Consider the following 11,030-nt stretch of genomic DNA (forward strand, 5'->3'; position numbering starts at 1 on the left):
TTAAACACACAAATTGGCCAACCTGACCCGACCCAGACATCAATCAAACCGTTGCGGCCTCAACCCCGGCAGAGACGGAGTCCTTGTTGCCAGATATCTGCTTGCCTGCCGGGGCCTTTGGCTAGCGCTTGCAGAGCCGGTATACCGGCAAGGTGAAATGAAAGCTGCTGCCTTTGCCCAGGACAGATTCCACCCAAATCTGGCCATAGTGGGCGCGCACAATCCGCCGGCAGAGGGAAAGGCCGATGCCATAGCCCTCCTGCTGTTGATCCCGGGACAGACGAACGGAATCGGAGAAGATGCTCTCCTGGTCGGCTTCCGGGATCCCGGGGCCGGTATCGCTGACGGTCACCTGCACCTTTTGGCTGGTGCGATGGAGGACATCGAGGCGGATGGATCCCTCGGCAGGGGTGTACTTGATGGCGTTATCCAGCAGGTTGAACAGAACTTGGCGGATCTTGTCGGGATCCACATGAACAGAGGGCAGATCGACGGGAATATCCGCTTGAAACTGCAGCCGCTTGGCTTGCATGCGCGGCTGTAGCTCTTCGATCACCGGCTGACACAGGCTGGGCAACTGGGTTTCTACGGCTCGAATCCTCAGCTCCGAGGCGGCGCCCCGGGCTGACTCGAGAATATCGGTGATCATGCTGTCCATCTTGCGCAGTTGCTGGCGGGCGTGGTCGAACAACTGCCGCTCCAGCGCTTTGTCCAGGGATCCCTCGCGCCCCTGCTGGAGGGTTTCGACCGCCAGAGCCGTGGCCGTCAGGGGGCTGCGCAAATCGTGTACCAACATGGCCAGAACGCGGTCTTTGAAGTCCAACTGCTCCTGCAATTGGGCCCGTTCCTGCCGCAGCAAAAACACCTCTTCCGACATTTGCAACAGCGCCTCGGTGGTCGGGGGAGGGGTGGGATCCTGTCCTGCACCTTCTTGTTGGGAGGCCAAGGCCGCCTGGCCCTGCCAACGGGGCCACCACACTTCCAACTGTGTTGCCAAGTCGGCCCCCGCCAAGACCTGAGCGGGCAGAGGTTCGGCCTTGACCAGAGCTGGAGTCGCCACCAACTTGTAATGCTCCGCCAGGTAGGGGTGCTCCTCCAGCAGCACCACTTTTAGTTGGGCAGGGTATTGGCCGGGTAACCCCTGGATGTGCTGAAGCAGATGCTTCTCAAGTTCAGCAACGACGGCTCGACTCTTGGCAAACAACAGCAGGCGAATGACAGAACGAGCGGAGGTGAGATCTGGCGAAGTCTGCATAGGCCGAAATCCAAAAGGCCAGAGGTTGGCGTTTCAGCAGCCGGGATTGCCATCTGCTCGAGCTGTGGGATCCACTGCTGCTTGTTCTTTCCTAACACTTAACCTTGGGGAAAAGCTGAAAAGGAACAGCGAACGTAGCGAGAGACCCCCAGAGTGCACCTTTTCCGCCCAACTGACAACCGTGGAACTCAGTGAAACAGGTAGGCCAACCCCACCAGCAGGGCCACCAACCCCACCGCTGTCAGGGTGAAGTGAAGCAGAGAGGTCCTGCCTTTGCGCACCATGTTGCGCATGGCCAGGCGGGTATAGCTCGGGGGGGATCCCTGCTGCTCCGCAACGCTTGCGCGAATGCCGGTCGAAGAAGAATCTGCAGAAGAAGGCTGCGCCATCCGAATGACCAGAGCAATAACTTAACCCTGTCTCCAGGCTAGCTCAATCTGCCTGCCAGACATCGGCATCGTTTTGGGGTAACCTGCCGATTGCAGCGAAGCGATGGCTGTTGGGCGGGGATCTTCCGGTGCCAAAATAACGACAGCATCCCCCTCCTTGGCGCTTATGTTGCAGGTTCAGCATCTTTCCTACCATCCGGCAGCCGTTTCCCAGCCGATTCTCAAGGATCTCTCCTTTGAGCTGGGCCCGAACCAGTTGGGGCTGATCGTGGGCAAAAGTGGGGCCGGCAAGAGCACCCTGCTGGAAATCTTGGCCGGCTTGGCGCGGCCCACCCAGGGACGGATTGCCTGGGGCGGGACGGAGCTCTCCCTCAACCAGTTGCGCAGCCTGGCGGGGCTGGTGTTTCAGTTCCCGGAGCGCCACTTTTGTGGCTTGACGGTGCTGGAGGAAATGCGCTTCGGCCACCCGGAACTGCAGCAAAAGGAGATCGAGAATGTCCTCCAGCAGGTGGGATTGGCAGGGATCCCCCTGCACACCTTCCCCAACCACCTCAGCGGCGGGCAACAGCGGCGCTTGGCCCTGGCGGTGCAGCTCATTCGCGGCCCGTTTCTGCTGCTGCTGGACGAGCCGACGGCGGGGCTGGATTGGTCCGTGCGGCGGCAGTTGATCGAGCTGTTGGCCCGGCTGAAATCCACCTGGACGGTGTTGGTGGTTTCCCACGACCCGGAGGAGCTGTCCTCTATTGCCGATGTGCAGTGGACGTTGCAGGCGGGATCCCTACAGCCGGTGCCGGCAGAGGCGCTGCTTCACAAGTAGCGGCGCGGATCCACCGGTTGGCCGTTGACCCGCACTTCAAAGTGAACATGAGGCCCGGTGGAGAGGCCGGTGGAGCCAGAAGCGGCAATGGCCTGCCCCCGCTGTACCTGCTGGCCCACCCCGACGGCGACGCGGCTGTTGTGGGCATAGAGGGTGGTGATGCCGCCGCCGTGGTTCACAATCACCGTGTAGCCGTAGCCGCCGTACCAACCGGCGTAGATGACCGTGCCCCGGTCTGATGCCCGAACTGGCGTGCCGGTGGGCACACCGAAGTCGATCCCCGCATGAAAGCGGCGGCTGCGATAGAGGGGGTGAACCCGCCAGCCAAAGCCACTGGTGATCGGCCCGCCCACCGGTGGGATCAACCGGCCCGTCCCCTGAACCGGATCCCCACCCCCTCGCTGCTGAGCCTGCTGGGCGATCAGTTGCTGGATGAGGACGGTCAACTGTTGAGAATCGGCTTCCAAACGCCGTTGGGCTGCTTCATAGGCAGCGCGCTCGTTGGCCAGGCGGCCCACCAGTTGCTCTTGGGCGGCAGCCTGCTGCTGCAGTTGGTTTTTCTGGGCCGCCAGCTCCTGCAAAATCAAAGAAATCTCGTTGCGCTGCATCTCCAGAGCAACGCGCTGCTGCTCCACCTCCTCAGCCATCGCCTGCAGCTCCCGGATCAACTGCCGGTCGGCCTCGATCAGCAATTGCAACTGGTGGCGGCGATCGAAAAACTCGTTCAGGTCGCGGCTGGTGAGCAGCAAAGCCCACCAATGTTCTGCCCCCTGCCGCTGCATGTAGCGCAAGCGGGCGGCCGTGCCCTGCTGCTGCCGCCTCAGGCGGTCTTGCAGCTCCTGGAGCTCTTGCTGCGCTTGCTCTAGGGCCTTCTGGGCCTGTTCCAGACGATATTGGTTGTCGCGCAGGCTGGCTTCGGTTTGGCGAATGTTTTGGCGCAGGGATCCCATGCGGCGGCGGGCCTCTTCTTCGGCCTGGCGCACTTCTCCGAGGCGGCGCTGAGTGCTCTGGATTTGTTGCTGGATCTGCTGCTGGCGCTGCTGCAGTTGGTTAACATTCTGCGCCTGAGACGGGGCCATTTCCCACAGCAGCAGACAGAGGGCGAGCAATCCGAACACCATCCACCCTTTCAGCCTGTGTGCCACACGACTCAGACTTGTCACTCCCCACACCCTCTGCAACAGACCTACCGACCCTAAGGATACAAAGATTTGCCAGGATCTGACCGAGCCCAACTGGATTGTTGCCCCCCGGTCTCGCTACTCCAAATGGCGATGGGCTGGCCGCCCGCCTATCGGCAAAACTTCAGGCTAAAAATAGTAAAAATAATACGAGAATGACAAAAATTGACCCAAGAGCCATCTCATACAAACGGGACACCATGCGCCACTTGCGAGTCTGGGGGGCTTCTTCCTCCTCTCTGCCCAGTTCAATATTGGCTAGAGAGACAACAAGGCCACAGATGGCTGACAAAAGGAGGAACCAGCGACGCCACGAAAGAATGGGAAAAGCAAACGCTCCAACCAGTGCTGTAAACGCACAAACAGTTGCTCCCATAAACACCAGCTTTGCCCGTTCTCTGTTCATCTGTTAACCTTCTCCCAAAAGGGAATTTTTACAATTTATTCTTGGTTACAATTTATTCTTGTTTTGCCGACAAGCCGGTTTTGTTATTTCTGGATTCTAAGCGCCATTCTCCCCTCACCGACCGCCAGCGGTACGACGCCGGCTGCCCCACATCCCTGTTGGGTTTCGTGGTCTGGGCCTGAGGGCAAAGTTTAGGTGCGGTTTGGCAATGGAAGTCGCTGCGGGCGTCAGCAACATGAGGTGGATTGGTCTGGCCCAACCCCACGGTTGGCGTAGCGTGCCATGGGGAATGCCAGAGCGCGGGACTGAGAGCTCCCCGAACCCCTTAAAAGCTAAATTGAGAGTTAAGGGTGAGTTGCCACGCAAGCTAAGATCGGCAAATCCTGTCTATCGATAGAGGATCCGCGTCGGCCATGATGACCGTAATGGAGTTTTTCGCCCTCAGTGCTGGGGAGTGGATGTGCCAGCGCACCAGCCATCACTTGGCTTTTCGCCGCTCTGAGGGAGGGAGGTCGAAAGTCCAGATTGCTACGCTTGCGCCAACCGATCCAGCCGTCATCCGGGTTTGTGAGCTGTTCAAGGTGGATCCGCAGCGAGCTGTGGGAGCAGCGCGGGTGCGGTGGGATGGCGAGCAGGAGTGGGACAACGAAGAGTACAAAGGCGATGTGGTGCTGGTTCCCATCCCCGATGAGGTCGATCCCATGCGCGGGCAATTGCTGCGGGATCAGGGCTATGCCGAAAAAATACCGGTGGCCGGTACCTATGTGATGGGATCTGACGGCGCCCTCACCCTCTACACCGAATATGAGATGACCGAGTCAGAGGAGCGCATCTGGTTTGCCAGCCCGAACCTGCGCCTGCGGGCCAGCACCGTCAAGCGCTTTGGTGGCTTTAGCATGGCTTCTTTCTGCTCTGAGGTGCGCAAACTTTCGGCCAGCCCTTCCCCTGCCCCGGCCATGAGCGAGTTCCGCTCGTTCGGAGGCTAGAGTTTTTTCTCTTCTCAACCGCAACCCACATACAGCTTGTGCCATGCATCAAGTCTTGGATCTGGGGATTAACCTGCTCCACGCCAACCAACACCAGGCCGACCACAACCGGGAGCACTTCGATGCCTGGGGAGTGACCTGTCTGAACCTCATGAGCGCTCCCGGAGCCGGGAAGACCTCTTTGCTGGAGAAAACCGTGGCCGCTCTTGCCGGCTCGCTGCGCCTGGCGGTGATCGAGGGAGACATGACAACCCAACTGGATGCAGAGCGGTTGCGCTGCTACGGAATCCCGGTGATTGCCATCAACACGGGTCGGGCCTGTCATCTGGACGCGGCCATGGTGGCCGGGGGTTTACAGCAGTTGGAAGCCCTGCTGGATCCGCAACAACTGGATTTGCTGCTGGTGGAAAATGTCGGCAACCTGGTCTGCCCGGCGGAGTTTGAGGTGGGAGAACACGCCAAGGTAGCGCTGCTCAGCGTTGCCGAAGGGGAGGATAAGCCTCTCAAGTACCCGATTATGTTTCGAGAGGCGGATTGTCTGCTGATCACCAAAGTGGATCTGGTGCCTGTTTTGGAGGTGGATTTGGATCGGATGCAAGCCAACATCCGTGAGATCAACCCTTCTGTGCCCATTTTTTGTCTTTCTGCGAAGACGGGTGCCGGGCTGGATCCCTGGCTGGGCTGGATCCGAGAGCAGATTTTCCTCACCCAGCAAGGACGGCAGTCGAAGTGAAGGGTATCATACTGAGCATCTGGCCGTGGAACTCTCCTCACCTGAACCGGCCAGGCAGGGGATGAGCTGGAACCTCTGGCGGGGTCAATTTGCAGACGACTGTGTGATGGAAAATCCCGGCTATGGCCAATTTAAGCGACTTTATCCAGGGTATTGAGCAGTTAATCGAGCTGGCTCAGAAGCTGGATGAGAAAAAACAAAGTGGGGAACTGCGAACTGAAGTTCGCGTCCAGGCCCGGCCTCTGGGCAGTTCTATTCCCCGTTCCGGCTCTATTCCCCCTCGTCCCAGCGGCGTTCAAACCGCCACGGGGCAATCCTCTTGGAGCAGCGAGCCGCAGGTTAGACCTGCAGCGGGCCCATGTGAGCAAAGCAGAGCCGCTGCAACGGACTCGCTCCGCAGCGCCAAGGGCCTCGCGCTCAAGGACGTGGGAGGTCTGAAAGAAGAACTCCAAATTCTGCGGGAGATGGTAGAACTTCCCCTCAAGCGGCCCGATCTGCTGGCCAAGCTGGGACTGGATCCTCCCCGCGGCGTGCTGCTGGTGGGAGCCCCAGGCACCGGCAAAACCCTCACCGCCCGCGCCCTGGCCGAGAGCCTGGGGGTGAACTACATTGCCGTTGTCGGCCCGGAACTGATCGGCAAGTATTACGGGGAGGCGGAGGCGCGCCTGCGGCAGCTATTTGAGAAGGCGGCTAAGTCTGCCCCCTGTCTGGTGTTCATCGACGAAATCGATGCTCTTGTCCCCAACCGCGCCACCGTCGAGGGGGAGGTAGAAAAACGCCTGGTGGCTCAAATGCTGGGGCTGATGGACGGGTTTGCGGCTCAAAAAGGTGTTGTGGTGCTGGCGGCCACCAACCGGCCTGAGGCCCTGGATCCGGCCCTGCGGCGACCGGGGCGCTTTGACCGGGAGATCATCTTTAAGGTGCCGGATCGGGAGGGGCGGCGGGAGATCCTGGCCATTCACACCCGCGGCATGCCGCTGGCGGAGGATGTGGATTTGGACAGCCTGGCGGATCAGACGCTGGGCTTTGTGGGGGCGGATCTGCGCGGCCTGTGCCAGGCGGCCGCCTATGCAGCTTTGCGGCGCCAGGTGCCGGATTTGGGATCCCCTGTCCCTGAGTCGCTGACGGTTTCGGCGGCGGACTTTCAGCAGGCTCTGCAACAGGTAAAGCCGGCGGTGTTGCGCTCGGTGGAAATTGAGTCGCCCCAGGTGAGCTGGGATCAGATCGGCGGCCTGGAGCACGCCAAGCAGATTTTGCAGGAGGCCATCGAGGGATCCCTGCTGCACCCGGAGCTGTACGAGCAGGCCCAGGCCCAGGCCCCCAAAGGGATCCTCCTCAGCGGGCCCCCCGGCACCGGCAAGACGCTGCTGGCCAAGGCCATCGCCTCCCAGGCCAAGGCCAATTTCATCGCCGTCTCCGGCCCGGAGCTGCTCAGCAAATGGGTGGGATCCTCCGAGCAGGCGGTGCGGGAACTCTTTGCCCGCGCCCGCCAGTGTGCCCCTTGCGTCATCTTCATCGATGAGATCGACACCCTCGCTCCCGCGCGAGGCAGTTACTCCGGCGATAGCGGCGTCAGCGACCGTGTCCTGGGGCAACTCCTGGCCGAACTGGACGGGATCCGCCCCAGCCAGGGGGTGCTGGTGGTGGCGGCCACCAATCGCAAAGCCAGTTTGGATCCCGCCCTCACCCGTGCCGGACGGCTGGAGCTGCACCTGAGTGTGGAGCTGCCGGATCGCGCCGGGCGGTGGGAAATCTTATCTGTACATAACCGCAAGCGTCCCCTGGGGCCGGATGTGGATTTACAGGGGTGGGCCGAGCAGACCCAAGGTTGGAGCGGTGCCGATCTGGCTCTATTGAGCAACCGTGCCGCCATTGCCGCCATCCGCCGCCACCGCGCCACTGCCGAGACGGTGGATGCCAAAACCCTGGTCATCTGCCAGGAAGACTTTGCCCAGGCCTTTGCCGAGCTGCAGCAGCAGCGGCAGGCCAGCTAGAAGACAGGGATCCCTTGCCATTCCGGCCGCCGGTGGGCATGGGCCGCCTCGCCGCAGGTGCGGGGAGTGGGAAAGATCTTGTCGGGGTTGGCGATGTGCTGCGGGTCAAATACCTGCCGCACCCACTGCATGCTCTCCAAATCCGTGGGCGTAAACATCTCCGACATGTAGCAGCGTTTCTCCGCCCCGATGCCGTGCTCGCCAGAAAGGCTACCCCCCAGGCGCACACAGAGTTTGAGAATCTCGCCCCCCAGTTTCTCCACCTGCTCCAGGGATCCCGGCACCGACTCGTCGTAGAGAATCAGCGGATGGAGATTGCCGTCGCCGGCATGGAACACATTGGCCACCGGGTAGCCGTATTCGCGGCTGAGGCGCTCGATTTCTTTGAGGACATAGGCTAGCTGGCTGCGGGGGATCACCCCATCCTGGACGTAGTAGTTGGGGCTGAGCTTGCCCATTGCAGCAAAGGCCGCCTTGCGCCCCTTCCATAGCCGCGCCCGCTCTTCTGGGCCGGCTGCCACTTGCACCTGGCGGGCCCCGTTTTTGAGGCACAGCGCCCTCACCTGTTGGCCGGCTTCCTCCACCTCCAGCTCCAGCCCGTCCACCTCCACCAGCAAGATGGCCGCCGCATCCCGCGGGTAGCAGCCCAACTGCACCACATCCTCGACGGCGTTGATGCTGAAGTTGTCCATGATCTCCAGGCCGGCGGGGATGATCCCGGCAGCGATAATGTCAGAGACGGCGGATCCCGCTGCTTCTACACTGTCGAAGTCCGCCAGCAAAACCTGAACCTGGGCCGGGGTTTTCAGCAGGCGCAGGGTAATCTCGGTAGCGATGCCCAGGGTGCCCTCGGAACCGACAAACAGACCTACCCAGTCGTAGCCGGGCATCTCCGGGATCTTGCCCCCCCAGCGCACCACTTCCCCATCCGGCAGCACCACCGTCAAGCCGAGGATGTGGTTGGCTGTTACCCCGTACTTGAGGCAGTGGACGCCGCCGGAGTTTTCCGCCACATTGCCGCCGATGGAGCAAACCGACTGGCTAGAGGGATCCGGCGCATAAAAATAGCCCTGGTCGGCCACCGCTTGGGTAATCCAGGCGTTGATCACCCCCGGCTGCACCACCATGCAGCGGTTGTCTAGGTCAATCTCCAGGATCTGTTTCATCAGGGTGGTGGCAATGACGACGCTATTTTCCAGGGGTAGCGCCCCTCCCGAAAGGCCAGTGCCGGATCCCCGCGCCACAAAGGGCACCTGGTAGCGGCTGCACAGCTTCACCACCTGCGCCACCTCTTCTGTGGTGCGCGGCAACACCACCAAAGCCGGCCTTTGCCGGTAGCTGGTCAGCCCGTCACACTCGTAAACCAACAGCTCCTCCGGCTTGCTGATCACTCGCCGGGGATCGAGAATTTTTTTGAGCTCAGCCGTCAGCTTGATCCAGTCGAAGGTGAGGCCAGCTTGCAGAGGATGGGAAGCGCGGACAACCATAGAGCGTTGGCGAGAAATGTGCTTAGGGGAGATATCGTCACTATAGTCTGGATAGTCTGGCTGGAGAGCCTATGCAGTCCCGCAGCGCCGAACAGATTCTCAAACAAGTGCGGCAGCTCTACGACCTCTACCCCTTCCCGCCACAGCCCATCGGCACCGTTCCCCCGCCGGGGTGGAACTGGCGCTGGAGCTGGCCCCAGGCCTATGCCTTTTGCACAGGTGCTCATCCAGGCCGCCGCCCAGTGCGCATCCTGGACGCCGGCTGCGGCTCTGGGGTGGGGACGGAGTATATCGCCCACCAAAACCCCAACGCCGAAATCTGGGCTTTTGACCTGAGCAGCCGCGCCCTGGAGATTGCCGAGGCCCGCTGCCGGGCTTCCCAGGCACCACCGGTGCACTTTCGCCAGCTCAACGTTTACGACATCGACCAACTGCCGGGGCAGTTCGACTTCATCAACTGCGTAGGCATGCTCCACCACCTCCCGGATCCGGTGGCGGGGCTGCAGGCTCTGGCAAACAAGCTGGCTCCCGGCGGGATCCTCCACCTATTTGTGTACGGCGAGCTGGGCCGCCACGAGATCCGCCTGATGCAGAAGGCCATCCGCCTCTTGGTCACTGGCTCAGAGCATCAGCCGCTAGCTTCCGCAGAACACCTACAGCAAGGGCTCCAGGTGGGCCGCCGCCTTTTCCAGATTTTGCCAGACAGCAACCGCATCCAGCAGCAGGAACGCGCCCGCTGGGCCATCGAAAACGTGGACGACGAATGCTTTGCCGATATGTACCTGCACCCGCAGGAAGTGGACTACACCATCGAGACGCTGTTTGAGCTAATTCAGGCTTCAGGGCTGCAGTTTTTGCGCTTTTCCAACCCAGAGTTCTGGCGGCTGGAGCGGGTGTTGGGCAAAGATGAAACCCTACTGGCCCAGGCAGCCCAACTGCCGGAGCCGGAGCGCTACCGCCTAATCGAGCTGTTGGATCCGGTGGTGGCCCACTACGAGCTCTTTCTCGGCAAGCCCCCTATTCGCCGCTGGGAATGGACCCATCCAGAGGATGTGGCCGCGGTAGTTGCCCACCTCAGCCCCTGCCTGGGCCTGTGGCCGGGGCGGAGCCTCTTCAACTACGCCTATGAGGCCATCTCCCTCAGCGAGGAAGCCTTCGCCTTCCTGCAGCAGGTGGACGGGATCCGCACCGTCCAAGCCCTTCAAGAAAGCCTAGACTCTCCCCTGAGCTGGCCGCAGTTGCAGCAGTTGCTGCGCTGGCAAGTGTTGCTTTTGGAGCCGCAAGAGAACAGTTTTTGAGGGCTCTTGGCGGCTTTGAGACAGGAAGAGGCCATTGCGGCATTTGCTTTCTTGGTCTTCCCTAGCTTATGCTAGAAGACTGTGACCTTTCCCCTGGCCATTTCTGGGGTTATTGCCATGCCCAAAATCAAAACTCGCAAGGCAGCCGCCAAGCGCTTTCGCCTCACCGGCAGCGGCAAGTTCATGCGTCGCCGGGCCGGGCACAATCACTTGCTTGAGCACAAAACCACCAACCGCAAACGCAAATTGGCCGGCGTGGCCCTGGTGGATGAACGGGATCTGGCCAACGTGCGCCTGATGCTGCCCAACACCCACTAGGTGGGATCCCGTTGTGCCGCTTCCTCCACTCCCTCAGCCTAGGGTGAGCCGATCGCCACGGCAGGCCAAAAGTCTCAAGGCTTGTTCGCCCTTGTATCCATCTGTCTGTATTCTGTCTGTATTGAGTTACCGCCATGAGAGTCAAACGGGGCAATGTTGCCCGCAA

General features: G+C 61.0%; 11 protein-coding genes. 6 read left to right on the top strand and 5 right to left on the bottom strand.

All coding sequences use genetic code 11. The annotated features are described in order from the left end of the window. Positions 1–121: 121 nt before the first annotated feature. Complete coding sequence (locus NW853_RS02020; protein WP_414335981.1) at positions 122–1,255, bottom strand: histidine kinase; 1,134 nt, start codon at positions 1,253–1,255, stop codon at positions 122–124. A gap of 188 nt (positions 1,256–1,443) precedes the next feature. After that, positions 1,444–1,644, bottom strand: coding sequence for a DUF3285 domain-containing protein (locus NW853_RS02025; RefSeq protein WP_414335979.1), 201 nt, complete (start codon positions 1,642–1,644; stop codon positions 1,444–1,446). Between the two features lie 166 nt (positions 1,645–1,810). Between NW853_RS02025 and NW853_RS02030 the strand changes: the two genes are divergently transcribed. Beyond that, positions 1,811–2,461 (top strand): ABC transporter ATP-binding protein, encoded by a 651-nt coding sequence (locus tag NW853_RS02030; RefSeq protein WP_414335977.1) that lies wholly within the window; start codon positions 1,811–1,813, stop codon positions 2,459–2,461. On the opposite strand, the gene NW853_RS02035 is transcribed toward NW853_RS02030, so the two are convergent. Continuing rightward, on the bottom strand, positions 2,452–3,582 hold the full coding sequence (locus NW853_RS02035) for a murein hydrolase activator EnvC family protein (RefSeq protein ID WP_414347448.1): 1,131 nt from the start codon (positions 3,580–3,582) through the stop codon (positions 2,452–2,454). The two genes, NW853_RS02030 and NW853_RS02035, sit on opposite strands and share 10 nt — an antisense overlap. A gap of 184 nt (positions 3,583–3,766) precedes the next feature. Then, the gene (locus NW853_RS02040) at positions 3,767–4,048 is read right to left on the bottom strand and encodes a hypothetical protein (protein ID WP_414335973.1); all 282 of its coding nucleotides are present in this window, start codon (positions 4,046–4,048) and stop codon (positions 3,767–3,769) included. A gap of 413 nt (positions 4,049–4,461) precedes the next feature. Here NW853_RS02040 and NW853_RS02045 point away from each other — a divergent pair, with 413 nt between their 5' ends. The 3 genes from NW853_RS02045 to NW853_RS02055 all read left to right on the top strand — a co-directional run bounded on the left by NW853_RS02045 (position 4,462) and on the right by NW853_RS02055 (position 7,761). Further along, entirely contained in the window at positions 4,462–5,034 is a 573-nt protein-coding gene (locus tag NW853_RS02045; RefSeq protein WP_414347451.1) for a phycobiliprotein lyase, read from the top strand. A gap of 43 nt (positions 5,035–5,077) precedes the next feature. After that, positions 5,078–5,767, top strand: coding sequence for a hydrogenase nickel incorporation protein HypB (gene hypB, locus NW853_RS02050; RefSeq protein WP_414333809.1), 690 nt, complete (start codon positions 5,078–5,080; stop codon positions 5,765–5,767). Between the two features lie 122 nt (positions 5,768–5,889). Continuing rightward, on the top strand, positions 5,890–7,761 hold the full coding sequence (locus NW853_RS02055) for an AAA family ATPase (RefSeq protein ID WP_414333807.1): 1,872 nt from the start codon (positions 5,890–5,892) through the stop codon (positions 7,759–7,761). Here NW853_RS02055 and glcD read toward each other — a convergent pair. Then, positions 7,758–9,248, bottom strand: a complete 1,491-nt coding sequence (gene glcD / locus NW853_RS02060; protein WP_414347454.1) for a glycolate oxidase subunit GlcD — start codon at positions 9,246–9,248, stop codon at positions 7,758–7,760. The genes NW853_RS02055 and glcD overlap by 4 nt on opposite strands. Before the next feature lie 71 nt (positions 9,249–9,319). Between glcD and NW853_RS02065 the strand changes: the two genes are divergently transcribed. Both NW853_RS02065 and rpmI read left to right on the top strand, forming a co-directional pair. Further along, positions 9,320–10,546 carry a class I SAM-dependent methyltransferase gene (locus NW853_RS02065; protein ID WP_414347456.1) on the top strand — a complete coding sequence of 409 codons (1,227 nt, stop codon included), beginning with the start codon at positions 9,320–9,322 and terminating at the stop codon, positions 10,544–10,546. A gap of 117 nt (positions 10,547–10,663) precedes the next feature. After that, complete coding sequence (gene rpmI, locus NW853_RS02070) at positions 10,664–10,864, top strand: 50S ribosomal protein L35 (protein WP_414333811.1); 201 nt, start codon at positions 10,664–10,666, stop codon at positions 10,862–10,864. Positions 10,865–11,030 lie beyond the last annotated feature (166 nt).

It is taken from the genome of Synechococcus sp. H55.11 (assembly GCF_047462475.1).
Classification (GTDB): Bacteria; Cyanobacteriota; Cyanobacteriia; order Thermostichales; family Thermostichaceae; genus Thermostichus.

Excerpts from the sequence above, each read along its gene's own strand:
- NW853_RS02020 (WP_414335981.1), bottom strand. The coding sequence starts at position 1,255 with ATGCAGACTTCGCCAGATCTCACCTCCGCTCGTTCTGTCATTCGCCTG.
- NW853_RS02025 (WP_414335979.1), bottom strand. The coding sequence starts at position 1,644 with ATGGCGCAGCCTTCTTCTGCAGATTCTTCTTCGACCGGCATTCGCGCA.
- NW853_RS02030 (WP_414335977.1), top strand. The coding sequence starts at position 1,811 with ATGTTGCAGGTTCAGCATCTTTCCTACCATCCGGCAGCCGTTTCCCAG.
- NW853_RS02035 (WP_414347448.1), bottom strand. The coding sequence starts at position 3,582 with ATGGTGTTCGGATTGCTCGCCCTCTGTCTGCTGCTGTGGGAAATGGCC.
- NW853_RS02040 (WP_414335973.1), bottom strand. The coding sequence starts at position 4,048 with ATGAACAGAGAACGGGCAAAGCTGGTGTTTATGGGAGCAACTGTTTGT.
- NW853_RS02045 (WP_414347451.1), top strand. The coding sequence starts at position 4,462 with ATGATGACCGTAATGGAGTTTTTCGCCCTCAGTGCTGGGGAGTGGATG.
- hypB (WP_414333809.1), top strand. The coding sequence starts at position 5,078 with ATGCATCAAGTCTTGGATCTGGGGATTAACCTGCTCCACGCCAACCAA.
- NW853_RS02055 (WP_414333807.1), top strand. The coding sequence starts at position 5,890 with ATGGCCAATTTAAGCGACTTTATCCAGGGTATTGAGCAGTTAATCGAG.
- glcD (WP_414347454.1), bottom strand. The coding sequence starts at position 9,248 with ATGGTTGTCCGCGCTTCCCATCCTCTGCAAGCTGGCCTCACCTTCGAC.
- NW853_RS02065 (WP_414347456.1), top strand. The coding sequence starts at position 9,320 with ATGCAGTCCCGCAGCGCCGAACAGATTCTCAAACAAGTGCGGCAGCTC.
- rpmI (WP_414333811.1), top strand. The coding sequence starts at position 10,664 with ATGCCCAAAATCAAAACTCGCAAGGCAGCCGCCAAGCGCTTTCGCCTC.